The sequence below is a fragment of the Nocardiopsis mangrovi genome, from assembly GCF_042653925.1.
GTDB lineage: Bacteria > Actinomycetota > Actinomycetes > Streptosporangiales > Streptosporangiaceae > Nocardiopsis_B > Nocardiopsis_B mangrovi.
In genome coordinates, this window is sequence record NZ_JBHSFQ010000043.1 from 1 (window position 1) to 24,411 (window position 24,411).

Here is a 24,411-nt window from a genome sequence, read left to right on the forward strand (position 1 = left end):
TCCGGCCGCGTGCGTGGTGACGCCCGGCGGGCCGACAAATCCCAAACAGGACAGTCGAGACGTCAGTCAGTCGGCGGGTCAGACCCGCCCGCAGCGTCACCAAGAACATCATCACTGTCAGTCGACGACGTGCCCCTGGACGTAGGAGGTCGCCCCCCGCTCCCACTGGAGGAAGCGCTCGGTCTCGGACATGAGGCCGGCCGTGAGCCACACCGCGACACCGATGTCGTCGGCGAGGCCGAGGAAGGGGATGAAGAGCTCGGGGACGGCGTCGATCGGGGACGCGATGTAGACGAGGGCGAGGATGAACAGCATCATCCGCGACGCCGGGATCTCGGTGTAGCGGCCGCGCAGCCGCGCCCCCAGCATGCGGGGGACCGCGCCGACCCGCTCCCACACTCCGGGCGCGCCCGGGCGCGCCCCGTCGTTGACGGCCTGCCAGGCCGCGGCACCTGCGGCGGCCCTGTTGCTCTTGCGCATGGATGTCACCTCGGTGTTGGTCGCGCGTACCTTGCACTCTCACGATATGACGCGAGAAACCCGCGGGGTGTTCCCTCGGACCCGTTAGGTTGGGTGGCCCCCACACCTTCCGACACGAGGGACGTCTTCCAGGATCATGCATAGCGGCGATAGTGACGTACCCGTGCCGGGGCATCCGATGCGGGGGGCGCTCCTCCTCGCAGCGGTCCTCGCGACCATCACCGGCTGTTCGGCGGTCTCCGGCGACGACTCCCCCCACCCCGAGGTCACCGCCACCCAGCCCCTCCCCGGCCCCGATGCGCCCGAGGGCTCCGGAGGCGGCGGCGCCCAGGAGGAGGGCGCGGAGAGCGGACGGCAGGAAGAGGGAGACGGCCCCTTGGCGGGGACGACCGTGGTGGTGGACCCGGGCCACAACGGCGGCAACGCCGACGCGAGCGACGAGATCAACGCCCTGGTCCCGGCCGGCCCGGAGGAGAAGGCGTGCGACACCGTGGGCGCCGAGACCGCCGACGGCTACCCAGAGCACGAGTTCACCTGGGACTTCTCCCAGCGGCTGCGCGACCACCTGGAGGCCGACGGCGCCACGGTGGTCCTCACCCGCGATGACGACGACGGGGTCGGTCCGTGCATCGACGAGCGGGCGGAGATCGGCAATGAGGCGGACGCCGACGCCGCGATCTCCATCCACGCCGACGGCGGCCCCGCCGGGGGCCGGGGCTTCCACGTGATCGCACCGGGGCGGGTCGAGGGCTACACCGACGGCATCGTGGCGCCCTCCCGCGACCTGGCCGAGGACGTGCGGGAGGAGTTCGCCGCGGGAGCGGACCAGCCGCCGGCCGACTACCTCGCCGACGAGGGCCTGGACGAGCGGACCGACCTCGGCGGCCTGAACCTGTCCGAGGTCCCCAAGGTGTTCCTGGAGGTCGGCAACATGCGCAACGCGGCCGACGCCGCGAACCTGGCCGACGCCGGGTGGCGGGAGACCGCCTCCGCCGCCGTCGCCGCCGGGATCGCCCGCTATCTGACGCGCTGAGGCGGCGCGGCCGCCCCACGGCCGCGGCGGGTGCGGGGCGCGCACCCGCCGCAGGGAAGGGCTCGGATGTCACATCCGATCCGGGTCGTACCCGGCGGGGCGGATGGTGGCGTAGCCCTGCGCGGGCGGTGCCTGGAGAACGGACTTGCCGGCGAAGACGACCTCCGCCAGGGGAAGCCGCCGGTGGTAGAAGTTCAGCGATGACGGCACGCCGAAGATGTCGGCCGACGCCACGAAGAAGGGGAGTTCGGCGGTGAGGTACCGCATGGCCCGTTCGATGCGCTCGGTGGTGAGCGGGCCGTCGAAACCGCGCGCCGCGAGGACGTCCCTGCTCATCTCGGCGCAGGTCTCCCACAGGAGGTCGTCCTCCCCCAGCGCCCGTTCGCACTCCGCGAGCCGGGCCCGGTAGGCGGCGTCGGAGGCCAGCTCGGACATGCGGTGCAGGCCGTCGGCCGCGCGCGGGCCGCCGTTGGCGTCCCAGGCCCGGACGACCCTGTTGCGCAGCACATTGGTCTCACCGCGCGCCTTCTTCGCGGCGCGGCGGGGGTCGTAGCCGAGCGCGAGGTAGGTGTGCTCCAGCGCCGAGTCGGGGACGACGACGTCGACGCGGGCGAACTCCCCGCAGGCCCAGCCCAGCAGCTCGGTCAGCAGCGCGACGTTGAAGTAGCGGTTCCCCGGGCTGACGCCGAGCACCGCGTGCCGCCTCTGCTCCCAGACCGCGTGGCAGGCGTCCGTGAACGGTTCCACGGTGAAGGACGCGCGCCGGGGTGCCGGGGTTCCGCTCCCGCTCTCTCGCACCGCGTGTCGCCCCCTCATGTCCAGCGGCCGGTTCCGGGGCGCTCGGCGTCGGTCAGATATCGGCGGCGGAGCTCTTCGCGGAGGATCTTCCCGGTACCGGTGCGGGGCAGGTCGTCGAGGCCGATCGCGATCGGCTCGGCGAGTTCGGGCAGCCCGCGCGCCGCCCGCCGCCATCTCTCCGGGTCGAGCCGGCCGTCGGGGGTGGCCACAACGGGGACCGGCGGGCCGTCGCTGACCGTCAGCAGCGCCACGTCGTAGCCCGCCGGCAGGTAGTCGACCAGCACGTCCTCCAGTTCCAGGCAGCTCGTGCCCGGGGTGTGGTTGACCTCCCGGTCCAGGAGCTTGACGCTTCCGGTGCGGGTCTTGATGCCGATATCACCGGTGTTCCACCATTCGCCGACGGCCTTTTCCTTCCAGCGTTCGGGCTCGCCGTAATAGCCGATGCACCGCGCTTTCGTCCGGGCGAACACCAGCCCGGGGCTGCCGTTGGGCACCGGGCGGAAGGTCCGCGGGTCGACCACCTTGATCTGGACGAACGTGGGCATCGGCCGGCCCACGGTCCGGGGGCCCGGTTCCCGGTCGCGCCGTTTGTTCGCGGTGCGGCGGGTGATGAACGTCATTCCCAGACCGCCGGTCTCCGACTGCCCGTATCCGTAGCGCCAGAGGGGGAAGGGGTGGCCGGATGCGTTCAGGAAGGTGCGGATCGTCGACCAGTAGACCGCGTCGAATGTGCTCGCGAACATGCGCACCGAGGAGAAGACGTTCCGTCGCCGTTCCCGGGCGAGTTCCTGCAACCGGGTGAAATCGACCGGGAGCCCCTCGATCACGGTGGGCGGGTGTTCCCGGAACAACGGCCGGACGACCTCGGGATCGCTGTCGCTCATCACGAGGACCTTTGCCGGCGCAAGGGTCAGAACGGAATATATCCACGTGAATGCGCGGGCATGGACATACGGCATGAAAACCGCCACCGCATCCTGGCGGCGGAAGGTGATAGGGGGCAAATGGCGACATTCCAGCCTGGCCATCTGTCCCTGGAGTTTGGCGGGGGTGTACATGATGAGCTTGGGAATCCCCGTGGTCCCCGACGTGTGGGTGAGCATCATCAGCTCGCCGTTCCCGCGCGGGGCGGGGGACGGCTCGGGGGCCCCGCCGAGGTCGGCGAGGGTGACGGCGTCCGGCCTCTGCGCGTCGAGGCACAGGGTCCGCTCGGCGAACGACGTCAGCAGGCGGCCGTCACCGTCCTCCCGCAGCAGCCGTCGTTCGTCGCTGACCAGCAGCTTCGGCGTCACACGGTGGAGCAGTGCCCGCACAGCGTCATCGGGCAGCAGGCCCGAGAGCATGACGGGGACCGCACCGATCCGGCTCGCGGCCGCGGCGAGCAGGAGGCAGTCGAGGTGGTTGTCCTTGTACACGGCGACCCGGTCGCCGGAACGGACTCCCGCCGCATACAGCGCGCCTGATGTCCGCCGCACGCACCCGGCCAAGTCCTCGATATCGAAGGTGGTCCCGAGGTTCGGATCGATGTCGAGCGGACGGCTGAGGCGGAAGATCATCGGCTTTCCGGATTCCGCCCTGCGATCGAAGAGGAGACCCACATTGGATTTCCATAGCTGGTCCTTGTACATCTGTTCTCCCGACGCCCGTACCGGAATGATGACGAGAATTTCGCCATTCCTGTAATGAGACCAGGCAAGACAATCAATGGCGCATCAGGCAGTCAAGGCGCATCGGTCACATCCGTCACAGGGCCGAATGTGGACACCGCGGTCGCGCCCCTGAGGCCGGCGTTCCCGGATTCCGGCCGGACCGCGCGGCCGGTACCGCCGGGCGGGCGGGTGCTCCGCCGGAGCGGCCGGGCGGGGCCGGAACCGGGCCGGCGCGACCCCCGGGCGGCGATCCCGACGGGCCGGGATCCCTTACCACGAAGGCGATACCGCACAATGACGGTATGAGCGAATCATCCCCCCTTTCCGGCCCCCTCCTGCGCTCCTCACCCGGCTCGCCCACGTTCGGCACCACCCGGCGCGGCTACGACCGGCGCCAGGTGGACCGCCTGGTCGACGGCCTCGACCGTGCCCTGTCGGCCGGGCGCGGCACCGCGTGGGCCGACGGCGCCTCCGGCGCCGGGCGCGCCCGTGCCGCAGCGGGCGCGCTGCGCGTGGTGTGGCGCGGGTACGACCGCGCTCAGGTCGACTCCGCTCTGGCCCGGATGATCGCGGAACTGGAGTCCGCCGCCGCGGCCGGCGGCGCGAGCGAGGCGGCCGAACCGGGCGGGGAGCCGTGGCCCGACCTCTCGGCCGCGTCCTTCGGCGTCGTCATGTTCGGCTTCGACCGGAACGAGGTCGAAATCCTGCTGGCCGAAGGGGTCGACGCGGTCGAGGCGATCCGCGCCGGGGGCCGGGTCGCGGCCGGCCCGACGGCGGCGGAGCTGCGCGAGCGGTGCGCGGATCTGCCCGTTGTACTGCGCGGCTTCGACCGCGGCCAGGTGACCGCGTTCGTGGACGACCTCTGCTGGGCGCTGAAGCGCGCGGGCGACATGCGCCGGGCGTCCGATGGCCAGGGGCGCCGCTGACTTTGCCGAGGACGCCCTCCCCGGGAACGGCTCGATCGGCACAATAGAGCCATGCCCCTGACTCCCTCGGACATCAGCAACAAGACGTTCCGTACGGTGCGCCTGCGGCCGGGCTACAACGAGGACGACGTCGACGAACTCCTGGACCGGGTCGAGGCCACCCTCGTGGCATTGCAGGGCGGGCCGCGCACCGGTCCGCTCATCACCGCGGCCGAGGTCGAGGCTGCCCGGTTCCGGACCACCCGGTTGAACCCCGGCTACAACGAGGACGAGGTCGACGAGTTCCTCGACGTCATCGTGGCCGACCTGCGCTCGCGCGGCCTGAGCGGGAAGCCCGGCGAGCCCGGGCCCGGCGCGCATCCGGGCCCGCCGCCCCCGGGATGGCCGACCGGCCCGCCCCGCCCCCAGCACACCGGCCAAGGGCGCGGCCCCGGCCGGCGCCCCGCCCCGCCGGACACGCCGCCGAACGCGCCGCCGCCCGGTCGCGGCGGGGGCCTCCCGCCCCACGGCGCCCGGCTCGGCCCCGTCCCGTCGCCGCCGCCCGCCCCGCGCGGCGACCGTCCCTCGATGACCCCGGAGGACGTGCGGCGCAAGCAATTCGCGACCACCCGGCTGACCACCGGGTACAACGAGGACGAGGTCGATGCCTTCCTCGACCGCGCCGAAGCCACCCTCGGCGCGCTGCTGAGCGGCCGCCCCGATCTCGCCCCGCTCACCGCCGCCCACGTCGAGCGCGTGCAGTTCGCGACCACCCGCGCGCGGCCCGGCTATGACCCTGCCCAGGTCGACGCGTTCCTCGACCAGCTCGCCGAGGAGCTGCGCCGCTACGAGCACGGCTGAGGCCGACGCCCTCCCCGCCTCCTCGTCGCCTCCGCACCGCCCGGTTCACCGGCCGGGCCGCGGGCGCGGGGCCGGACCCGCTCTCCGGCCGCCCCTGCGGTGCCACGGGCCACCGGCGATCCCCCTGCGCACGACCGGCTACGGATCGTCACGATCACTGACGCACGGCGAGGCGCGGACGCGCACCGCCGAAGGCCGGCCGCCCGGCACCGTCCCCGTTTCCACCGGCCCCGTCGTCCACAGGCTGTGGACGGGACTCCGCCGCAGTCGGCCGCGTACGGTCCCGGCACGCGCAGGCCGCGCCTCAGGCCGGGCGCAGCCCGGCCATGAGGAGGCCGGCGAAGTGCTCACCGAGCGCCGCGCCGCTCAGCTCGCCGCCGCGGCGGTACCAGCGGCCGAGGTGGTGGACCGCGCCGAAGTACTGGGTGGCGACGATGTCGGCCGGGATATCGGAGCGGAAGACGCCCTCGCGCCGCCCCTGTTCGATCATCCCCCGGAAGAGCTCGTGGTACTGGCGGCGCTCCTTGCGGACCGCGGACCGGCGGTCGGCGGAGAGCATGTGCATGGAACGGAAGAAGATCACCGCGTCGTCGAGGTTGTCCACCGTGGTGTGGACGAGATCGGCGGCCGCGGCCCGCACCCGGTCGGCGATGGGGCCGGGCGCTGCGGCGAACTCGGTGAGCCGGTGCATCTGGAGCGACAGCAGCCGCTGGTAGATCGCGTAGAGGAGGTCGTCCTTGGACGAGAAGTAGTGGTACATCGCGCCCTTGGTGACGCCGGCGGCGTCGACCAGTTCCTGCACCGAGGTGCGCTCGAAGCCCTGCTCGGCGAAGAGCCGGGTGGCCGCGGCCAGCAGCCGGCCGGGCACCGGCACGCGTTCTCCGTCGGCCGCCGGAGCCCCCGTTCCTGCGTCCACGCCGCCCCACCGTCCCCGTGTCGCGCGACCCCCACCAGGATAGGCATACCGATCGGTCGGTCGGATTTCCCCGCCGCGCCGCGCCCGTCGCTGCGGCGGGCGGACCGCGATGGGGGCGGCGGCCGGGCGCGACACGCCGACGCGACTCCGGCACCCACCGTTCTCCCGGCCGTCATCGCAGGTCATGGCACTCGAACCCGGAAGACGCCGCAGAGTCCCGCCACGCCGGGCACGCCCGAAGATCTAGGGTGTCGGATGCCGGGACACCCGGGGTCCGAGCATCATTCGAACCTGTGTTCGATAGTATGTCCGGGTGAGTCTCTACAACGAACGGATCGACGTCAGATCCACCAACGGCGGCCACCCCGCTTTCTTCGCCTGGCGCGGGCGGATGTACCGCGTCCGCAGGATCATCGGCACCTGGAACACCGCGAACGGCGTCCCCGGCGGGCCCGGCGCCGGTGCCGCCGGCACCGACATCCGGCTCGTGCGAGTGGCGGCGGAGTCCGACCAGGGCCGGCCCAGCATCGCCGACATCACGCTCGACACCGCCACCGAGCACTGGACCATGCGCCGCCTGTGGGGCTGACCCCCGTGCCGCCGTGACCGCGGGCCCTCTGCCGCGAGGGAGGGGCCCGGCCGTGCGGCCGCGGCGGCCGGGTGCCGTCCGGGAGCCCGTGGCACCCGGGTCCCCTCCGCCCCCGCCACGAGCCGCGCGCCCGCGTCGGCGGCCCGGGGTGGGGGCGGCGCGACCAGGCGCGTTCTACCATGTCCGACGATGCGCATTCTCGTTGTCGAAGACGACGACCGGGTCGCACGGGGTCTGGTCACCGCGCTGCGGAACGCGTCCTTCGACGTCACCCGGGTGAATTCGGCGGCCGACGCCCTTCGCGCGCCGGCCGCCGACATCGTGCTGCTCGACCTCGGTCTGCCCGATGCCGACGGCATCGACCTGCTGCGGCGGCTGCGCGAGCGCTCCGAGACCGCGATCATCGCCGTGACCGCCCGGGCCGAGGAGCGCGAGCGCGTCCGGGGGCTGCGCGCCGGCGCCGACGACTACGTCGTCAAACCGTTCGGGATCGCCGAACTCCTCGCCCGGATCGACGCGGTGCTGCGCCGCACCCGGGCGGCGAGGTCGGCCGCCGAACGCAGCGAGCCGCCGTTGTCGCTCGGCCCGCTGCGCATGGACCTGAACTCCCGCGAGGCCGAATTGGACGGCGTCCCGCTGTCCCTGACCCGCAAGGAGTTCGACCTGCTCGCGCTCCTGGCCCAGCGGGCACCGGCGGTCGTCGGCCGCGACGTCATCCTGGACCAGGTGTGGGGCGTCGGCTGGGAGGCGTCCTCGCGCACCCTCGACACCCACATCGCGGCACTGCGCGGCAAGCTCGGCGGCGACCTGCGCATCCACACCGCACGCGGGGTCGGCTACCGGCTGCACGTCGGGGCAGGACCGGAGTAGCGCGTGCAACAGCGACTGCTGGTCATCCTGCTCCCTCTGGCGTTCGTGCTGGTGGCCGCGCTGGGCGTGCCCCTGGCGACGCTGGTGGCCCAGCAGCAGACCGGGGAGGTCTACGTCGACCGGCTGAACGACATCGGCCGGTTCGCGTCGCTGGCCGACACCGCGCTGGAGACCGGCCGGACCGAGGCGCTGCGCATGGAGCTGGAGCGCTACGAGGACCTCTACGGCTTCCCGGTGGCGCTGCTCGACCCCTCCGGCCAGGTCGTGATCGGCTCCGACGGCCAGGAGGAACTCCTCGCCCACCTGGAGGACGCTCCGACCCGGCGCGTCGTGGACGACGCGCTCGCCGGGTTCCGCCCCGAACCCCCGACCGCGCTGTGGCCGTGGGACGAACGCCCGCTGATCCTCGCCGAACCGGTGGGACGGGACAGCGAGGTCGAGGGGGTGATCGTGGCCGTGTCGGGCACCGGGCACCTGCGCACGGCGGTGCTGGCCAGCTGGGGCTGGATGGCGCTGCTGGGCCTGCTGCCGCTGACCGGCCTGGCCGCCGTGACCTGGCCGGTGTCGCGCTGGGTCCTGCGCCCGGTGCGCAAGCTCGACGAGGCGACCGCGCGCATCGCCCACGGCGACCTCACCGTGCGCGCCGACGAGGCCGGCGGGCCGCCCGAACTGCGGCGCCTGGCCACGTCGTTCAACGCCATGGTCGACGTCGTGGAGCGGGCCCTGCACCGGCAGCGGGCGTTCGTCTCCGACGCCTCCCACCAGCTGCGCAACCCGCTCACCAGCCTGCGCCTGGCGGTGGAGAACCTCAGGCCCTTCCTCCGCGACGAGGAGGCCCGCGAAGCCCACGACGACGCGCTGGAGGAGGCCAAGGCGATGAACCGGATGCTGAACTCCCTGCTGGCCGCCACGCGGCTGGAGAGTTTCAGCGACGCCGCGCCCGTCGACCTGGACCTCGTGCTCGACACCCGGCTGGAGCGGTGGCGGGCCCTCGGCGCGGAACGCGGCGTGGCCGTCGAGGCGCGGGTGCCGGCGGGGATCCGGCTGCTGGAACCGCCCGGTGGCCTGGGCAGCGTCCTCGACGAGCTGGTCAGCAACGCGATCCGGCTGTCGGGGGGAGAGCGGGTCGTGCTGCGGGCGGCGGAGGGCGCGATGGTGGACCTGCACATCAGCGACGACGGCATGGGGCTCGACGCCGGGGAGCGCGAGGACGCGCTGCGCCGGTTCTGGCGCTCGCCCAAGCACCAGAACGTGCCGGGGACGGGCCTGGGCCTGGCGATCTGCGCCGAGCTCGTCCACGCCGCGGGCGGCGAGCTGCGCCTGGGACCGGGGCTGCCGCGCCCGCACTCCGACGGCTACGGCCTGGAGGTCCTGGTCCGCCTCCCCGGAGCCCTGTCCGCCCTCCCCGAGTGAGCGGGCGCCCTAGGACTTCCGCTCGCGGAACCAGCGCTGCGCGCCCGGGTGGAGGGGGACGGGGCCGGTGGCGATGCCGGTGCGGACGTTGATGTGGGCGGCCTCGGGCCGGTCGGCGGCGATCGCGGCGGACTGGGTGAACACGGTCTCGGTGATGATCCGGGCGACCTCGTCGGGCAGGTCGGAACGGGCGAGCAGGATGTTGGGCACCGCCACGGTCGGGGTGGCGTGCACGTCGACATAGGCGGTCGCCGGGATCGTCGCCGGGATGTAGGGGGCCGGGTAGGCGTCGGCGAGCCGGTCGGCCTGGCCGCGCAGCTCGATGAACCGCCCCTGGTGGGCCGCTGTGAGGCGGGAGACGGCCGGGGTGGGCACGCCGGTGAGCGAGAACATCGCGTCGAGCTCCCCGGCCGTGAGCGCGTCGGCCGATTCGGCCTGGTCCAGCAGGGTCTCGCGCACGTCCAGGCCGGTCAGGTCCGCCAGCCGCTTCATGATGAACTCGGTGCCCGAGCCGTCCGCGCCGAAGGAGACGCGCTTTCCCTCCAGGTCGCCGTAGGACGCCACGGACGAATCCGCCGGGACGACCAGGTGCAGGAAGCTGTCGTAGAGCCGGCCGAGGGCGCCCATGCCTTCAGGGGGGCGCCCGCTGTCGCCCACTGCGGCGTCCAGGCTGGAGAACCCGACCTGCGCCTCGCCGTCGCGCAGCAGCCGGATGTTGTCGGCGGAGGCGGCGGTCTCGCGCGCGACCACGCGGGTATCGGGGAGCGCACGGTCGAGGACGCCGGCCAGCGTCGCGCCGATCTCGCGGAACACCGCCCCCGGCGGGCCGGTGGCCAGCACCAGCTCGGGCAGGTCGGGCACCGCCTGCCCGTTGCACCCGGCCAGCACGGCCAGGCCGCCCAGGAGGGCGGCACGGCGCGTCACGACCGGGTGTCCACTCACACCCGCAGCTTAGATCAGCAGGCCGCGGGACCCGCGCGGCGACCGCGCCGGCCGGGTGGGCCGGAAAGGGGGCCGAGGGGGTGGAGCAGGCTCCACCCCCGATCCGGTCACGGGCCCCATCGTTCCGGCGGTCCCCGGGCGGCATCGTTGTCCCCGGAAGCCGACCGCTCCCTGGAAGGACACCCCCGTGAAGGCCCTGCTCTGGATCGTGCTCGTGATCGCCGTCGCCGCCAACGTCTCCGCCAACTTCACCGCCGGGGGCGTGGCGCAGCTCGCGGTGAGCGGCGCCACCGGGCTCGTGGTGCTGGCATCGGCCGGCGGGCTGGTCCTGCTGCGCGAGCGGCGCTCCTGCGCCTGACCCCCGGCGGGCCGGGGACCCGCGGTGCCCTGGTGCCCGTTGCGGTTGCGGCAGCGGGCACCAGGGCACCGCGTTCTTCTCCCGGGCGCCGCCCCGCGGGCCCGCGATCGGCTCCGGCACCACGATCACAAGCGGTGATCTTCGTTCACCCACCGGCGCCGAATGTCAGGTGAATCTGAAGTTTCACCCCCGTGGCTTGCCTGTTACAGCGGCCAGTGGCGAGCATCACGTGATGCCCCGCACATCCCCCGCAGATTCGTGATGAAGGAGGTCTCCGTGCCGTCTCTCCGACGCACCGACCCGCCCGCCGGCGACGCCGCCGCACCAGCACCGCGCAAGCGTTTCACCCGACAGCTGTACTTCTGGGTCCTGGTGGCCATCGCCCTCGGTATCGCGGTCGGCATCGCCTTCCCGGCGCAGGCGTCGCAGATGAAGTGGCTGGCCGACCTGTTCATCAAGCTGGTCAAGGTCGTCATCGCGCCGACGATCTTCTGTACCGTCGTGGTCGGCATCGCCAACCTCGGCAACCTCGCCAAGGCCGGCGGCCTGGCGCTGCGGACGGTGGTCTACTTCACGGCCACCACCCTGATCGCCCTGGCCATCGGCCTGGTGACCATCAACATCCTGCGCCCCGGTGTGGGCCTGGGCCTGTCCTTCGACGAGGCCGACGCGGCCGACACCATCAGCGAGGCCTCCTCCACCGAGGCCGAGGGCATCTCCGGGTTCATCCTGCACCTGGTGCCCGACTCGTTCTTCTCGGCGTTCGTCGACGGCCAGCTCATCCAGGTCCTTGTCGTCGCGATCCTGGTCGCCTGCGCGCTGACGATGCTCGGCAGCCGCGCCCAGGGGGCCATCCGCGGCCTGACCACGATCCAGGACGTCATGTTCGGGGTCATCAAGATCGTGATGTACGCCGCCCCGATCGGCGCCTTCGGCGGGATGGCCTACACCATCGGCGAATACGGCGGCCAGATCCTCGGCAGCCTCGCCTACTTCATGCTCAGCTTCTACGCGACCTGCCTGCTGTTCATCGTGGTCTTCCTCGGCCTGGTCTCCCGAATCACCGGGTTCAGCCTGATGAAGTTCATCCGGCTGATCCGCGACGAGCTGCTGATCGTCCTGGGCACCTCCTCCAGCGAGTCGGTGCTGCCGCGGATGATGACCAAGCTGGAGGCGTCCGGCGCGAAGAAGTCGGTGGTCGGCCTGACCATCCCGACCGGCTACTCCTTCAACCTCGACGGCACGGCCATCTACATGACCATGGGCGCCATCTTCATCGCCCAGGCGACCGGCGTCGAGGTGGGCGTCTGGACCCAGGTCGGCCTGCTGCTGTTCATGCTGCTGTCGAGCAAGGGCGCGGCGGGAGTGAGCGGCGCCGGGCTGGTGACGCTGGCGGCGTCGCTGGCCGCCTTCGACAGCGTCATCCCGCTGGCGGGCATCGCGCTGATCGTCGGCATCGACCGGTTCATGTCCGAGGCGCGTGCGCTGACGAACCTCATCGGCAACGGCGTGGGCACCCTGGTGATCGCGCGCTGGACCGGCGACCTCGACCGCGAGCGGCTGTCGTACGTGCTCGACAACCCGAACTCCATCGACATGGACGAGCTGATGCGCGTCGACAACGCCGCCGCCGACACCGACGCCGACACCGCTCCCGGCACCGAGGACGCCGCGCGGCCCGCGCAGGTCGACGGCGAGGCCGTGCCGGACGGCGCCGCGGACCCCTCCGGCGATCGGAAGGCCGCTCCGTCCGCGGCCGGCTGATCCCGGAGCTCCCCGAAACGGCACCCGCGCTCCCCTCTTGCGCGGGTGCCGTTTCCGTCCGCGCGCGTGACGAGCGGGATGCGGGGACCGCTCACCCGCCGGCCCGGCCGGATGAGTCACATACCCCTTACCCCTCTTGTAGCGATATGTAGCGGCGCGTACGCTCTCCGAGACCCCACAGGGTCTCCCGCAGTAGCGGATCCTCCCCACCCCCAAGGAGACACGAATGCTGCGACGCACTTCCGCCTGTGCCCTCGCCGCCGCTGCCGCGGCGACGCTGTCCCTGGCCGGCGGGCTGCCCGCCGCCTCGGCGTCGACCACCGCCGCCCCCGCCGACGCCGCCCCGGCGCCGCAGGCGGCGACCACGATCACCTACAACGCCAGCCGGGCCGCCCAGTACGAGGCGGAGATCGAGGCGGGCGTCGCGGTCTGGAACGACAGCGTCGCCAACGTGCGGATCGTCGAGGCCGCCCCGGGCCAGCGGGCCGAGATCACGATCATCGCGACCACCGGGTGGCCGCAGGCCACCCTCGGCCCGGTGCGGCCCGGCGGGACGGCCCGGGTGGAGATGGGCAGCCAGGCGGTGGCCGAGGGCCACGATGTCACCCGCATCGCGGCGCACGAACTGGGGCACAGCCTCGGCCTGCCGGACATCAAGCCCGGCCCGTGCTCGTCGCTGATGTCGGGCTCGACCGCGGGCACGTCGTGCACGAACGCCGTTCCCAACGCCACCGAGCGGTCCCGCGTCGAGCGGAACTACGGCACGGGGGCCCTGGGCGCGGCTCCGGCCGCCGGCACCATGGTCGTCGACGGCCCCTGACCCGCGACCCGGTCCGGTGCCGGGGCGGCTCCAGCGCCGCGCCCCCGGCACCGGCACCGCGGGGTCGGCGGCGCGGGGTCGGCGTCCGGCGGGGTGTGGTTCGCCCGTGACCCGGCGCGGTGTGATCCGGACTCAGGACCCGGCGGGGTGCGGCGCGGGCTCGGCGTACCAGGCGGCGCCCTCGTCGGGGGCGAGCCGGATCCGGCGCAGCACGCGCTCGTCCATCGGCGGGAGCTCCCCGGGCGGGAACCACCGCACCTCCAGCGACTCCTCGGCGTCGGGGCGCGGCGCGCCGCCGACCGGGCGGCAGCGGAACGCGATGTCCAGGAACTGGACCTGATCGCCGTTGGGGTAGGTGAACGGCTCCTCGGTGAACACGCTGGCGACGCGCTCGGGCACCACCTTCACCCCGGTCTCCTCCCACACCTCGCGGACGAGCGCCTCGGCCGGCTGCTCGCCGGGTTCGAGGATCCCGCCGGGGGTGGCCCACCGGCCGTCGTCGGCCCGCCGGTGCAGCAGGATCTCGCCGGAGTCGGCGATCACGACGGCGGTCACGCCGGTCAGCCACAAAGGTCCGTGGCCCACGTGCTCGCGCAGCCGCAGGACGAAGTCGGGTGTCGCCATGGTCCCGACCCTACTCATCCCGGACGCCCGCGCCGCACCGTGACGCGGCGGGCGGCATGATGGCCGCATGACATCCGCCACCATCCGCTCCGCGCGCCCCGGCGACCACGCGGCCATCGTCGCCGTGGCCGACGACTGGTGGGGCCGCCCGGTGTCCCGCATCCTGCCCCGGCTCTTCCTCGACCACTTCGCGCCCACGAGCCTGTTCGCCGAGGACACCGCGGGCACCGCCGGGTTCCTCTGTCACGCTCACCTCCTCACTCCGCTCCACCGGCCCTGCGGACAGGGCCTCCGGCCAGAGGCAGCGCCGGCTCCGCTCGTTCGTCGGTTCGCCGTTCCGGGTTCCTCATCGGTTTCGATTCCCCGGCAACGGCGGACTCCGCATACATCCACATGGTGGGTGTCCGCCCCGACCTGCGCGGCTCGGGGCTGGCGCGCGAGCTGTACGGCCGGTTCCTGGCCGGCGCCGCCGGCCTGGGGCGCCCCGTGGTTCGGGCGGTGACCTCGCCGGTCAACACCGGGTCGATCGCGTTCCACCGGGCGATGGGCTTCACGGTCTCGGGCCCGCACGCCGACTACGACGGCCCCGGGCTTGACCGCATGCTGTTCGAGCGCCGAACCTGACCCGCCCTCCCGCCCCTCCGTGCGCCGCCCCCCGATACGCCGGGCCGGGCGGGTTCCCCGGCGTTCCGGTCCTGAAACGGCGAACGGACCCGTCGCCGCGACGGGCCCGAACATTCGCCGCGGCAGAGGCGCCGGACGGCGGCGGTATCAGCCGGCCTGTTGCTTGCCCTCCAACGCCTCCATGGCGTTGACGGCGGCCGGCACCGTGGTGTGCACGGGTACCTGGCGGTGCAGACCGACGAGGCGCACGACCTTGGTGACGCGTTCGTTCGGCGCCGCGAGCGCCAGGCTGCCACCGTGCTCCTTGACGGTCCGGTAGGCGTTGATGACGACGTTCAGACCGCTGGAGTCCATGAACTCCAGCCGCGAGAGGTCGAGGATCAACCACGGTCCGTTCTCGTCGACAGCGGACAGGACATGCTCTTGGAGGTCGCCTGCGGTCGCGATGTCGAGATCACCCTCGACGCTCACGATCACGCTGTGGTTCTCGACCCGGGTGCTCAGCCCAAGCCTGTGCACGTTCACTCCTCCCAGCCCCACGTGTTGATGAGGGGTTCCCCTTGCTAACCATACGGAAAACGGCGGATTCCGGTAGGGGGTCCGCTCGCACTCCCCGTGCGGCGGCGTCCGGCGGGCGACGGCGGGGACGTCCGGCGCGCCGACGGGCTCCGACCGCCCGCTGCCGTAGGGCTTCGACCACTCACGGTATTAGGCGATTCACCCGACGGGAATGCCGATGCGCAAGATATTTTCGCCCACACACGTCATTTACGACGAGGACGAGTTGTGGACGACCCCAATTTCACTACCGTACGCGCCGAATCGAGGTGCGGCAGGTACCGGTGAGGTGGTGCCGGTCACGCGGAGTCGCCGCCGGCCGTCGCGCCCGGGTCGGCGAAGAACGCCTCCAGCAGGCGCCCGGCCGCCAGCGTGGCGGTGAGGTCGCCCGCGCGCACGGCGTCCTCGGCTCCGGCGGTGAGGGCACGCACACCGGGGTGCCGGGTGAGCCGGTCCATCAGCCGGTCGCGCACCTGCGACCACATCCACTCCACCTGCTGGCGGCTGCGGCGCTCGGCGAACGCGCCGGCCTCCTCCAGCGCCCGCCGGTGGCCGAGCACCGCGTCCCACACCTCGTCCAGGCCCGCGCCGGTCAGCCCGCTGCTGGTCAGCACGGGCGGGCGCCAGGCCGGGTGGACGGGCTGGAGCAGGTGCAGCGCCCGCGACAGCTCCCGGGCGGCCTTGCGCGCCTCGTCGGCCTGCGGGCCGTCGGCCTTGTTCACCGCGACGACGTCGACGAGTTCCAGCACCCCCTTCTTGATGCCCTGGAGCTGGTCACCGGTCCGGGCCAGGGCGAGGAAGCAGAAGCAGTCGACCATGTCGGCCACGGCCACCTCCGACTGGCCCACCCCGACCGTCTCGACGAGCACCACGTCGAAGCCCGCGGCCTCCACCAGCACCATCGTCTCGCGGGTGGCGCGGGTGACCCCGCCGAGCGTCCCCGCTGTGGGAGAAGGGCGGACGAACGCGGCGGGGTCGACCGACAGCCGCGCCATGCGGGTCTTGTCGCCGAGGATGCTGCCGCCGGTGCGGGTGGAGGACGGGTCGACGGCCAGGACCGCCACCCGGTGCCCGCGCCCGGTCAGCCGGGTGCCGAGCGCGTCGATGAAGGTGGACTTGCCGACCCCCGGCACGCCGGTGACGCCCACGCGGTGCGCCGTGCCGCTGTGCGGCAGCAGGGCCGTCAGCAGCCGCTGCGCCGACTCGGCGTGGTCGGCCCGGCGCGACTCGACCAGCGTGATCGCGCGGGCCAGGGTCGGCCGGTGCCCGGCCAGGACGCCTTCGGCGTAGGCGTCGATGTCGATGGGTCGGCTCATCGGGGTCCTGACGGGCGGCGGTGCGGGGGCGCGCCGCGGCGTCCCCTCTCGGTGTAGTGGCGGCCGGGCGGGGTCAGGACGCGTGCCCCAGACTCTCGGCCAGCCGGTCCAGCAGCCCTGCGGCGGCCTCGGAGACGACGGTCCCCGGGGGGAAGACGGCGGCGGCTCCGGCGGCGCGGAGCTCGGGGACGTCGGCGGGCGGGACGACGCCGCCGACCACGATCATGATGTCCGCGCGCCCCAGCGCCGCGAGCGCGGCGCGCAGCGCCGGGACCAGTGTGAGGTGGCCGGCCGCCAGCGACGACACGCCGACGATGTGCACGTCGGCCTCAGCGGCCTGCGCCGCCACCTCTTCGGGCGTCTGGAACAGCGGGCCGACGTCGACGTCGAAGCCGAGGTCGGCGAACGCCGTGGCGATCACCTTCTGGCCCCGGTCGTGGCCGTCCTGGCCCATCTTGGCGACCAGGATGCGGGGACGCCGGCCCTCGTTCTCCTCGAACGCGCCCACCCGGTCGGCCACAGCGGACATGGCCGCGGCGGCGTCGCCGGACGCGCCGGCCTCTTCGCGGTACACACCCTGGATGGTACGGACCTGGCCGGAGTGGCGGCCGAACACCCGCTCCACGGCGTCGGAGATCTCGCCCACGGTGGCCTTGGCGCGGGCGGCGTCGACCGCCGCCGCCAGCAGGTTGTTCTCCAGCGTGGTGCCGTGGGAGGCGCCCGCGGCGGCGGCCGAGAGCCGGTCCAGGGCGGCGCGGACGGCCTCCCCGTCGCGCTCGGCGCGCAGCCGGCGCAGGCTCTCCAGCTGCTCGGCGCGCACGCGCGAGTTGTCGACCTTGCGGACCTCGATCTCGTCGCCGGTGTCGGGCCGGTACTTGTTCACCCCGATCACCGGCTGGCGCCCGGAATCGATGCGCGCCTGGGTGCGCGCGGCGGCCTCCTCGATGCGCATCTTGGGGATGCCGGCGTCGATGGCGGCGGCCATCCCCCCGGCGCGCTCGACCTCGCCGATGTGCGCCCACGCGCGCTCGGCCAGCTCGTAGGTGAGGCGTTCGACGTAGTGGCTGCCGCCCCACGGGTCGATGACGCGGGTGGTCCCGGACTCCTGCTGGAGCACCAGCTGGGTGTTGCGGGCGATGCGCGCGGAGAAGTCCGTGGGCAGGGCCAGCGCCTCGTCGAGGGCGTTGGTGTGCAGCGACTGGGTGTGCCCCTGGGTGGCGGCCATCGCCTCGACGCAGGTGCGGACGACGTTGTTGAAGACGTCCTGGGCGGTCAGCGACCAGCCGGAGGTCTGGGAGTGGGTGCGCAGCGACAGCGACTTCGCGTTCTCGGGCGCGAACCCCTTGACCAGTTTCGCCCACAGCAGCCGGGCCGCGCGCAGCTTGGCGACCTCCATGAAGAAGTTCATCCCGATGGCCCAGAAGAACGACAGCCGCGGCGCGAAGGCGTCGACCGCCAGCCCCGCGCGGTTCCCGGCCCGGATGTACTCGACGCCGTCGGCCAGCGTGTAGGCCAGCTCCAGGTCGGCCGTCGCCCCGGCCTCCTGCATGTGGTAGCCGGAGATCGAGATGGAGTTGAAGCGCGGCATCCGCTGGGAGGTGTAGGCGAAGATGTCGGAGATGATCCGCATCGAGGGCTGCGGCGGGTAGATATAGGTGTTGCGGACCATGAACTCTTTGAGGATGTCGTTCTGGATGGTCCCCGCGAGCTTTTCGGGCGGGACCCCCTGTTCCTCGGCCGCGACGATGTACAGCGCCATGACCGGCAGCACCGCGCCGTTCATCGTCATCGACACGGTCATCCGGTCCAGCGGGATGCCGTCGAAGAGCCGCCGCATGTCGTGGATGGAGTCGATCGCCACGCCCGCCATGCCCACGTCCCCGGCCACCCGCGGGTGGTCGGAGTCGTAGCCGCGGTGGGTGGCGAGGTCGAAGGCGACCGACAGGCCCTTCTGGCCGGCGGCGAGGTTGCGCCGGTAGAACGCGTTGGACTCCTCGGCGGTGGAGTAGCCGGCGTACTGCCGGATCGTCCACGGCTGGTTGACGTACATCGTTGGGTAGGGGCCGCGCAGGTAGGGGGCGATCCCGGGGTAGGTGGCGAGGAAGTCCAGGCCGTCGCGGTCGGCCGGCGTGTACAGCGGGCGCACGCCGATGCCCTCGGGGGTCTCCCATTCCAGGGCGTCGGGGCCCTTCCCGGTGGCCTGTTCGAGGGCGCGCGCCCAGGCGCCGGCGCCGCCGGGCGCGGCGGCCGTGCCGCCCGGGGCGACCGTGCTGAAGTCGGGGATGCGCGACCGTGCGGAGCCGGACGCCGAGGAGTCGTTCATTGCGCCACTCCCAGTGTGTCGTGGAGGTCCGTGAGCAGGGCGAGCGCGTCGGACCCGGCGGAGCAGAAGTCGTCGACCCCGGCGTCGCGGTAGGCGGGGGCGGGCGGGCCGGCCATCAGCACGCGTTCGGCGCCGGCGGCCTTCAGACCGGCCACCGCGTCGGCCGCCTGCTCGCCGTAGACCGCGTCGGAGGCGCACAGGCACGCGATACGGGCCCCGCTGCCGCGGAACGCGGCGGCGGCCTCGTCGGCTCCGGCTGCTGTGCCGCCGCCGAGGGGTTCGATCCCCCCGGCACGCAGGAGGTTTCCGGCGAAGGCGGCCCGTGCCGTGTGCGCGGCGACCGGGCCGAGAGTCGCCAGGAAGACGCGGGGCCGCGCGCCGGTGGCGGCGAGGTGGGCGTCGGAGCGGTCGCGCAGCGCCTCGAACTCCTGGGCGTAGCGGCGCCGCGGCAGGGCGGCCTGCGCGGTGCCCGATGCCCCGCCGGCGGCGGGGGCGGACGCCGCGGGGACGGCGTCGTCGAGATCGGGGAACTCGCTGACGCCGGTCAGCGGGTCGGCGCGGCGGGCGATGGCGTCGCGGCGCCGGTGCCACACCTCGTTCACGCGCTCGGCGACCAGGCCGGACGACAGCGCCGCCGCCATTCCGCCCGCCGCCTCCAGCTCCTGGAAGAACGCCCATCCGGCGGCGTAGAGGTCCGCGGTGGCCCGCTCGACGAAGTAGGAACCGCCCGCGGGGTCGATCACCCGGGCGAGGTGCGCCTCGTCCAGCAGCAGCGTCTGGGTGTTGCGGGCGATGCGGCGCGCGAGGCCGTCGGGGAGGCCGAGGGCGTCGTCGAAGGGGCGGACGGTCACGGCGTCGGCGCCGCCGGCCCCGGCGGCGAAGCAGGCCAGGGTGGTGCGCAGGATGTTCACGTAGGGGTCGCGGCGGGTCATCATGGCGGCGGAGGTCACGGCGTGCTGGCGCATCCCGCGCTGCTCCGGCGGCAGGCCGCACGCCTCGGCGACCCGGGCCCACATGGCGCGGGCGGCGCGCAGTTTGGCGATGGTGAGGAACTGGTCGGCGGTCGCCGAGAACCGGAACTCCAACCGCGCCGCCGCATCGGCGAGGTCCAGCCCCGCTTCGGTGAGTGCGCGCAGGTAGGCGGCGCCCGCGGCCATGGCGGCGCCGAGCTCCTGCGCCTCGGATCCGCCGGCGTCGTGGTAGGGGGTCGCGTCGGCGGTGGCGAGCCGCAGCTCCGGGTGGCGGGCGGCGTAGGAGGCGGCGGCCTCGCGCACGGCGGCGAGGTCGGCGGGGGTACCGGTGCGGGCGGCGGAGGTGAGGGGGTCGATGCCGAGGCCGCCGGTGACGGCGGCATCGGGGAGGCCGCGGTCGGCCCACGCCCGCAGCAGCGCCCCGGCCGCGGCGGCGTGCTCGGCGGCGGGGGCGAGGGCGGGGCCGACCGCCGTGAGGTCGAGGTGGACGGGGGCGAGGTCGAGGTGCACGTCGGCGAGCACGTCGCCGATCGCGGCGGCGGGGACGCCGCCCGCGCCCACGGCGAGCCAGATCGATGTGGCCCCGTTCTCCAGGTCGGCCAGGATCGTGCGGCGGGCGGTGGCGGGGTCGGGGCCGGCGTGCCGCTGGCGGACGTCCCACCCGGCCGCGACCGCCCCCTCGGGGCGCCCGCCCCGGGTGAAGGGCGGCAGACCGGGGTGGCCGGAGTCGAGGTCGCCGCCGCCGGGCGCGGCATCGGCCGCGGTATAGAGCGGGGCGATCTCGATCCCGTCGTAGGTCACGGCGGAAAGCGCCCGCTCCGGGTCGGGGTCGGCGGCGCCGGCCTCGGCCGCGCTCTTGCGCAGCACGCCCGCGACCAGCTCACGCCAGTGCTCCCGCGTCGCCTGGGGGAACTCCGCACCCAGGGAGAGGGGTTCCGCGCCATTCTCCGTCGTGCCCATATTCCGAGATGGTAGATAACCGCGCCGAAGTCCCGCTGACGAGGGGCGCCCCAGTCCGACCCCGAACAGCCCCGGCCACCGCGGCGACCGCGACGTTTTCCCGGGTCCACAGCCGTTCCCGCACCGCGGAACCGTGCCCGGCCTTCAAATCGGACATGACACCGGACGCATTCCAGCAGGACCGTTACCGCGTCCCTTCCCCCGCACCGAGACCCGAACCCCGACACGCGAATCGGAACCCCACCCGCCGCAACGGCGAAGGGGCGTCCGCGGCGCGCCGCGGACGCCGTGCTCGCGGGGGTGGCGCCGGGGAACCCGCCCCCTTCGAGTGCGGCCCGTCCGGGGCCGGGAGGGAACGCGCGCCGGGTGCTCCGGGCCCCGTGGCCGATACCGGACCTGGCGCGCGGGCGGAAGGAGTCACATGCTGATGGACATGCCGATCCCCAGAGCCGTCGCCGTGGTCGTCGATGGAGGACGCGTGCTGGTCATCAAGCGCTTCCGGCGGGACACGTCATCGGATGCCTGCGCACTGTGCCGGGCCGACGGTGTGGCGGGCCCCCGATGCCCCGGGCACCGCTACGCGATTCTGCCCGGCGGGCATGTCGAGGACGGCGAAACCGCCGAGGCGGCGGCGCTGCGCGAGCTCGCCGAAGAGACGACCCTGCGCGCACGGATCGACCGGCTGCTGTGGACCGGCCTGCACAACCGCCGGCCGGCCTCCTACTTCCTCATGGCCGACGTCGCGGGCAGCCCCGCCCTGTCCGGATCGGAGGCCCGCGCGCACGGCCCCGACAACGGCCTCGAACTCCTGTGGGCGACGGCCGACGACTTCGACGCCCTGGGTCTGCGCCCCGCTGATGTCCGCGCGCCACTGGCCGAACTGCTGCGCGGCGATTGAACGCCACCGCGCGGCGACGGACCCGTCGGGCCCGCTCGGAGAGCGCGCCCGCCCACCCGGGCGATCGCGCACCGCGACCGGTCCCGCCCGCCACGGAAGCCGAGGCGGCGGACCGCCGGCACGCGGCCGGGCGGCCGGGCGCCCACCCGGCACGGACGCTCAGCCGAGGACGATGGCGCCGGCGAGCAGGGGGTCGCCGAAGGTGACCGATCCGCTGCCGGAGGCGACGGCCCGGGCGCCCTGGCAGGAGTTGCCGGCGTAGAGCGCGAACTTGGTGGGGGACTCGGTGTCGATGGCGACGACCCCGCCCTGGTCGGAGTCGAGCACGCGGCACCCGCCGCCCTCGACCACCTGGCGGTGACCGCTCTCGAACGTGACCGTGATCGGCCGGGTCCGGTCCCGTCCGGCGGACATGCCGGCCAGCGCGCCGGCGATGGTGGCGGACATGGTGGCGAGGTTCGCGGGACGGATCGGCACGGCGCTCGGTTCCTCTCCTCGTCGAGATCGGAATGATCTTGAACTTCCTGTCATTTAGCTACAACGGATCGTGAAACACCACAGCTCAAAGGGTGTGTCGCGAGATCCGCCGCACGCCCCGCGCCGCTCGGGCCGCCGCCGGACAGGAACGCCGAAGTGCCGGGCGGCCTTGTGGCCGCCCGGCGGGGTGTCGCTGTGCGCGTGCGCTACAGCGGGACGTTGACGCAGGCCAGGCGGGCTCCGGCGGTTCCGGAGTCGTCGGGGCCGGTGTGGGTGTGGTGCTCGTGGATGACCACGGAGTTGGCCTCGCCCTCGCGCGGCCGCCAGTCGACCTCCGCCCCGCTCCTGGCCGAGCCCGCGGAGTCGGTGGTGAAGTCGAGCCAGACCTCGTTCTCGGGGTTGGCGAACCGCGGGTCGGTCGAGGGCTGCACGGGGTCCGCGCGGTCCTGGTAGTGGGGGCCGGAGTCGGCGGGATCGGGGCCGCACGGCTGCGTGTGCACGTGGGAGCCGTAGTCGCGGTCGGGTTCGAGGCCGGCCACGCGGACGGTGAAGTCGGTTCCGCCGTCGTCATCGGCGGTGACGCGGACATCGATGGTGGCGCCTTCGGGCACGGCGTCGGCGTAGGTGAGCGCGTCGCCGCCGGAGTCGGCCGACTCGAATGCGGCCGACACCCGGGCCAGCACGTCGCGGGACGCGCCGGCCGCACCGGTCGTGCCGTCCGCTTCGGCTCCCTCTGCGGCGTCGTCGTTGCCCTCGTCGTATCCGCCGCCTCCGCCGCTGTTATTGCATCCCGCGAGGAGCAGCACGGACAGGGCCAGGCCGAAGAAGGTTCGGGTCAGGGGCACGTCGTTCTCCCGGTGTCGTTGGGCGCGCATCCACCGAGAACGCTACACAAAGCGACCGTTCGATTACGGGAGAACCGCTGTGTCACGCGGATTCGGAACCGGAAACCGCGACGCCCTCCGGAGGCGGGAACGCGTCCCTGAACGTGAACGCCTCCGCGGTGGGGCCGCCGCCGCGCAGCAGCGCCAGGCGCTCCACGGCCTCGCCGACCGTGGGGAGGTGCCCGGCGGGGACCCACCACAGGGCCGCGTGCACCTCCTTCATGTGGACGAACCATTCGCGGCGGCGGCGCAGCAGGTCGATGTGCTCGGTGCGGTAGGTGAACTCCCACAGCGACTCCATGGACTCCCACACCGAGAGGTTGATCAGGGTGTCGGGGGCGCCGTCGCCGTAGGGACGCAGGCTCGTGGCGTCGGTTCCGCCGTCGCCGACGAGGCGCCACACGAAGCCGGGGCTCGCCTCGGCGAGGGCGTTGACGGGGGCCAGCATGTCGGCGAACCCGGCCGTCCTGGGGTCGTCCAGGGGGTGGATGAACGTGCCGATGTTGACCTGGGCGAGGTGGTAGGAGGGGCTCATGGCGGCCAGCAGACCACGCGCGGAGCTTCTATGTCAATTTTGATTGTTTTTGGAGATCGCGACGCAGCACCCCTCTTTCCCCGGGTCCATCCGCGCCGTGAATCCGCCCGCCCCGGCCCCCTCCAGCACGCCGCGCAGCAGCTCCAGGTTCATCCCGCAGGCCAGCGGCGGATACTCGCGCGCCAGCGCGTGGAACGGGCAGTTGCGCAGCCGCAGGACCGAGGGGTCGGCGGGATCGGGCGCCGGCTCGTAGCCGTGGCGCTCCAGGTACCGGGCCAGGCCGCCGACCGCGGCCGGCCGCTCCTCGGGGGCGAGCGCCGCCCCTTGGCGGACCCCTTCCTCGCGGGCCGCCGCGTGCAGCGCGCCTTCGGCGCCGTCGCGCAGCACCGCCTCGGCCAGCACGCGCGCCGCCGTCGCGTAGTCGCGCGGCGGAAGCTGCACACTGTGCTCCCGGCCGGCCCTGCGGTAGAGCTTGGCGGGCCGCCCCGAGCCGGGCCCGTCGCGCCCGGAGACCTTGGCGCGCGCGACCTCCAGCAGCCCGGCTTCGACCAGCTTGTCCAGGTGGAAGGCGACGAGGGTGCGCTGGGCCCCCACGGCGTCGGCCGCGGCGGCACGGGTGACATCGCCCCCTTGGCCGACCACGTGGCGGTAGAGGCGGCGGCGCAGCGGCTCGGCCAGCACGCCCATCGCCGCCAGGGAGTCGTCGGCGTCCGTCCCGGGTTCGCTCATGGTTCCATTGTGCGGTCGCCGCCCGGTGCGCGGGCGGCCGCGTCCGGTGCCCGACCGGCAAACACCTACCAAAGCCAAGCAAAACCAAAAAAAACCACATGAAGTCTTGTGTGG

General features: G+C 73.5%; 25 protein-coding genes. 11 read left to right on the forward strand and 14 right to left on the reverse strand.

Annotated features, from left to right (window positions below):
• Positions 1-117: 117 nt before the first annotated feature.
• Positions 118-480 carry a YkvA family protein gene (locus ACFO4E_RS27660; protein WP_378579832.1) on the reverse strand — a complete coding sequence of 121 codons (363 nt, stop codon included), beginning with the start codon at positions 478-480 and terminating at the stop codon, positions 118-120.
• Positions 481-616: 136 nt separating this feature from the next.
• On the opposite strand from ACFO4E_RS27660, the gene ACFO4E_RS27665 reads away from it, so the two are divergent.
• Complete coding sequence (locus ACFO4E_RS27665) at positions 617-1,513, forward strand: N-acetylmuramoyl-L-alanine amidase (RefSeq protein ID WP_378579834.1); 897 nt, start codon at positions 617-619, stop codon at positions 1,511-1,513.
• Between the two features lie 69 nt (positions 1,514-1,582).
• Here the strand turns inward: ACFO4E_RS27665 and ACFO4E_RS27670 are convergent, their stop codons facing one another.
• Together ACFO4E_RS27670 and ACFO4E_RS27675 are read right to left on the reverse strand one after the other, a co-directional pair.
• Positions 1,583-2,260 (reverse strand): tRNA-dependent cyclodipeptide synthase, encoded by a 678-nt coding sequence (locus ACFO4E_RS27670; protein WP_378579836.1) that lies wholly within the window; start codon positions 2,258-2,260, stop codon positions 1,583-1,585.
• Between the two features lie 65 nt (positions 2,261-2,325).
• Positions 2,326-3,909, reverse strand: coding sequence for a class I adenylate-forming enzyme family protein (locus ACFO4E_RS27675; protein ID WP_378579838.1), 1,584 nt, complete (start codon positions 3,907-3,909; stop codon positions 2,326-2,328).
• A 353-nt stretch (positions 3,910-4,262) separates the two neighbouring features.
• Between ACFO4E_RS27675 and ACFO4E_RS27680 the strand changes: the two genes are divergently transcribed.
• Together ACFO4E_RS27680 and ACFO4E_RS27685 are read left to right on the forward strand one after the other, a co-directional pair.
• Complete coding sequence (locus ACFO4E_RS27680; protein WP_378579840.1) at positions 4,263-4,886, forward strand: hypothetical protein; 624 nt, start codon at positions 4,263-4,265, stop codon at positions 4,884-4,886.
• Between the two features lie 51 nt (positions 4,887-4,937).
• Positions 4,938-5,726 carry a DivIVA domain-containing protein gene (locus ACFO4E_RS27685; RefSeq protein WP_378579842.1) on the forward strand — a complete coding sequence of 263 codons (789 nt, stop codon included), beginning with the start codon at positions 4,938-4,940 and terminating at the stop codon, positions 5,724-5,726.
• 304 nt (positions 5,727-6,030) lie between these two features.
• Here ACFO4E_RS27685 and ACFO4E_RS27690 read toward each other — a convergent pair whose 3' ends face one another.
• Positions 6,031-6,642 (reverse strand): TetR/AcrR family transcriptional regulator, encoded by a 612-nt coding sequence (locus tag ACFO4E_RS27690; RefSeq protein ID WP_378579844.1) that lies wholly within the window; start codon positions 6,640-6,642, stop codon positions 6,031-6,033.
• A 313-nt stretch (positions 6,643-6,955) separates the two neighbouring features.
• Here ACFO4E_RS27690 and ACFO4E_RS27695 point away from each other — a divergent pair, with 313 nt between their 5' ends.
• From ACFO4E_RS27695 to ACFO4E_RS27705, 3 genes are all read left to right on the forward strand, one after another.
• Positions 6,956-7,231 carry a DUF6504 family protein gene (locus ACFO4E_RS27695; RefSeq protein WP_378579846.1) on the forward strand — a complete coding sequence of 92 codons (276 nt, stop codon included), beginning with the start codon at positions 6,956-6,958 and terminating at the stop codon, positions 7,229-7,231.
• A 189-nt stretch (positions 7,232-7,420) separates the two neighbouring features.
• Positions 7,421-8,101, forward strand: coding sequence for a response regulator transcription factor (locus ACFO4E_RS27700; RefSeq protein ID WP_378579848.1), 681 nt, complete (start codon positions 7,421-7,423; stop codon positions 8,099-8,101).
• Positions 8,102-8,104: 3 nt separating this feature from the next.
• Positions 8,105-9,514: a sensor histidine kinase gene (locus ACFO4E_RS27705; RefSeq protein ID WP_378579850.1), complete on the forward strand. Its 1,410-nt coding sequence runs from the start codon at positions 8,105-8,107 to the stop codon at positions 9,512-9,514.
• A 9-nt stretch (positions 9,515-9,523) separates the two neighbouring features.
• Here ACFO4E_RS27705 and ACFO4E_RS27710 read toward each other — a convergent pair whose 3' ends face one another.
• On the reverse strand, positions 9,524-10,456 hold the full coding sequence (locus ACFO4E_RS27710) for a TAXI family TRAP transporter solute-binding subunit (RefSeq protein WP_378579852.1): 933 nt from the start codon (positions 10,454-10,456) through the stop codon (positions 9,524-9,526).
• Positions 10,457-10,643: 187 nt separating this feature from the next.
• Here ACFO4E_RS27710 and ACFO4E_RS27715 point away from each other — a divergent pair, with 187 nt between their 5' ends.
• The 3 genes from ACFO4E_RS27715 to ACFO4E_RS27725 all read left to right on the forward strand — a co-directional run bounded on the left by ACFO4E_RS27715 (position 10,644) and on the right by ACFO4E_RS27725 (position 13,398).
• Positions 10,644-10,814, forward strand: coding sequence for a hypothetical protein (locus ACFO4E_RS27715; RefSeq protein ID WP_378579854.1), 171 nt, complete (start codon positions 10,644-10,646; stop codon positions 10,812-10,814).
• A 276-nt stretch (positions 10,815-11,090) separates the two neighbouring features.
• Entirely contained in the window at positions 11,091-12,578 is a 1,488-nt protein-coding gene (dctA, locus tag ACFO4E_RS27720) for a C4-dicarboxylate transporter DctA (RefSeq protein ID WP_378579856.1), read from the forward strand.
• A 226-nt stretch (positions 12,579-12,804) separates the two neighbouring features.
• A complete protein-coding gene (locus ACFO4E_RS27725) occupies positions 12,805-13,398 on the forward strand; it encodes a snapalysin family zinc-dependent metalloprotease (protein ID WP_378579858.1) in 594 nt (197 codons plus the stop codon).
• A gap of 132 nt (positions 13,399-13,530) precedes the next feature.
• Here ACFO4E_RS27725 and ACFO4E_RS27730 read toward each other — a convergent pair whose 3' ends face one another.
• A complete protein-coding gene (locus ACFO4E_RS27730) occupies positions 13,531-14,022 on the reverse strand; it encodes an NUDIX hydrolase (protein ID WP_378579860.1) in 492 nt (163 codons plus the stop codon).
• A gap of 393 nt (positions 14,023-14,415) precedes the next feature.
• Here ACFO4E_RS27730 and ACFO4E_RS27735 point away from each other — a divergent pair, with 393 nt between their 5' ends.
• Complete coding sequence (locus ACFO4E_RS27735; protein WP_378579862.1) at positions 14,416-14,646, forward strand: GNAT family N-acetyltransferase; 231 nt, start codon at positions 14,416-14,418, stop codon at positions 14,644-14,646.
• 147 nt (positions 14,647-14,793) lie between these two features.
• On the opposite strand, the gene ACFO4E_RS27740 is transcribed toward ACFO4E_RS27735, so the two are convergent.
• The 4 genes from ACFO4E_RS27740 to ACFO4E_RS27755 form a co-directional block, all read right to left on the reverse strand.
• Entirely contained in the window at positions 14,794-15,165 is a 372-nt protein-coding gene (locus ACFO4E_RS27740) for an STAS domain-containing protein (protein ID WP_378579864.1), read from the reverse strand.
• A 338-nt stretch (positions 15,166-15,503) separates the two neighbouring features.
• Positions 15,504-16,520: a methylmalonyl Co-A mutase-associated GTPase MeaB gene (meaB, locus tag ACFO4E_RS27745; protein WP_378579866.1), complete on the reverse strand. Its 1,017-nt coding sequence runs from the start codon at positions 16,518-16,520 to the stop codon at positions 15,504-15,506.
• A gap of 73 nt (positions 16,521-16,593) precedes the next feature.
• On the reverse strand, positions 16,594-18,843 hold the full coding sequence (gene scpA / locus ACFO4E_RS27750) for a methylmalonyl-CoA mutase (protein WP_378579868.1): 2,250 nt from the start codon (positions 18,841-18,843) through the stop codon (positions 16,594-16,596).
• Positions 18,840-20,774, reverse strand: coding sequence for a methylmalonyl-CoA mutase family protein (locus ACFO4E_RS27755; protein WP_378579870.1), 1,935 nt, complete (start codon positions 20,772-20,774; stop codon positions 18,840-18,842). Before ACFO4E_RS27755 ends, scpA begins: the two co-directional genes overlap by 4 nt.
• Positions 20,775-21,195: 421 nt before the next feature.
• Here ACFO4E_RS27755 and ACFO4E_RS27760 point away from each other — a divergent pair, with 421 nt between their 5' ends.
• Positions 21,196-21,672, forward strand: a complete 477-nt coding sequence (locus tag ACFO4E_RS27760) for an NUDIX domain-containing protein (RefSeq protein ID WP_378579872.1) — start codon at positions 21,196-21,198, stop codon at positions 21,670-21,672.
• A 159-nt stretch (positions 21,673-21,831) separates the two neighbouring features.
• On the opposite strand, the gene ACFO4E_RS27765 is transcribed toward ACFO4E_RS27760, so the two are convergent.
• The 4 genes from ACFO4E_RS27765 to ACFO4E_RS27780 all read right to left on the reverse strand — a co-directional run bounded on the left by ACFO4E_RS27765 (position 21,832) and on the right by ACFO4E_RS27780 (position 24,297).
• Positions 21,832-22,149, reverse strand: coding sequence for a phosphatase (locus ACFO4E_RS27765; protein ID WP_378579874.1), 318 nt, complete (start codon positions 22,147-22,149; stop codon positions 21,832-21,834).
• Between the two features lie 206 nt (positions 22,150-22,355).
• Positions 22,356-22,994: a superoxide dismutase family protein gene (locus ACFO4E_RS27770; protein ID WP_378579876.1), complete on the reverse strand. Its 639-nt coding sequence runs from the start codon at positions 22,992-22,994 to the stop codon at positions 22,356-22,358.
• Positions 22,995-23,076: 82 nt separating this feature from the next.
• The gene (locus ACFO4E_RS27775; protein ID WP_378579878.1) at positions 23,077-23,568 is read right to left on the reverse strand and encodes a DUF3291 domain-containing protein; all 492 of its coding nucleotides are present in this window, start codon (positions 23,566-23,568) and stop codon (positions 23,077-23,079) included.
• 33 nt (positions 23,569-23,601) lie between these two features.
• Positions 23,602-24,297 carry a helix-turn-helix transcriptional regulator gene (locus tag ACFO4E_RS27780; RefSeq protein ID WP_378579880.1) on the reverse strand — a complete coding sequence of 232 codons (696 nt, stop codon included), beginning with the start codon at positions 24,295-24,297 and terminating at the stop codon, positions 23,602-23,604.
• Between the last annotated feature and the right edge of the window lie 114 nt (positions 24,298-24,411).

What these genes read in the sequence shown, in the direction of transcription:
- ACFO4E_RS27660 (WP_378579832.1), bottom strand. Translation starts at nt 480, where the DNA reads ATGCGCAAGAGCAACAGGGCCGCCGCAGGTGCCGCGGCCTGGCAGGCC.
- ACFO4E_RS27665 (WP_378579834.1), top strand. Translation starts at nt 617, where the DNA reads ATGCATAGCGGCGATAGTGACGTACCCGTGCCGGGGCATCCGATGCGG.
- ACFO4E_RS27680 (WP_378579840.1), top strand. Translation starts at nt 4,263, where the DNA reads ATGAGCGAATCATCCCCCCTTTCCGGCCCCCTCCTGCGCTCCTCACCC.
- ACFO4E_RS27685 (WP_378579842.1), top strand. Translation starts at nt 4,938, where the DNA reads ATGCCCCTGACTCCCTCGGACATCAGCAACAAGACGTTCCGTACGGTG.
- ACFO4E_RS27700 (WP_378579848.1), top strand. Translation starts at nt 7,421, where the DNA reads ATGCGCATTCTCGTTGTCGAAGACGACGACCGGGTCGCACGGGGTCTG.
- ACFO4E_RS27725 (WP_378579858.1), top strand. Translation starts at nt 12,805, where the DNA reads ATGCTGCGACGCACTTCCGCCTGTGCCCTCGCCGCCGCTGCCGCGGCG.
- ACFO4E_RS27730 (WP_378579860.1), bottom strand. Translation starts at nt 14,022, where the DNA reads ATGGCGACACCCGACTTCGTCCTGCGGCTGCGCGAGCACGTGGGCCAC.
- ACFO4E_RS27735 (WP_378579862.1), top strand. Translation starts at nt 14,416, where the DNA reads ATGGTGGGTGTCCGCCCCGACCTGCGCGGCTCGGGGCTGGCGCGCGAG.
- meaB (WP_378579866.1), bottom strand. Translation starts at nt 16,520, where the DNA reads ATGAGCCGACCCATCGACATCGACGCCTACGCCGAAGGCGTCCTGGCC.
- scpA (WP_378579868.1), bottom strand. Translation starts at nt 18,843, where the DNA reads ATGAACGACTCCTCGGCGTCCGGCTCCGCACGGTCGCGCATCCCCGAC.
- ACFO4E_RS27755 (WP_378579870.1), bottom strand. Translation starts at nt 20,774, where the DNA reads ATGGGCACGACGGAGAATGGCGCGGAACCCCTCTCCCTGGGTGCGGAG.
- ACFO4E_RS27760 (WP_378579872.1), top strand. Translation starts at nt 21,196, where the DNA reads ATGCTGATGGACATGCCGATCCCCAGAGCCGTCGCCGTGGTCGTCGAT.
- ACFO4E_RS27775 (WP_378579878.1), bottom strand. Translation starts at nt 23,568, where the DNA reads ATGAGCCCCTCCTACCACCTCGCCCAGGTCAACATCGGCACGTTCATC.
- ACFO4E_RS27780 (WP_378579880.1), bottom strand. Translation starts at nt 24,297, where the DNA reads ATGAGCGAACCCGGGACGGACGCCGACGACTCCCTGGCGGCGATGGGC.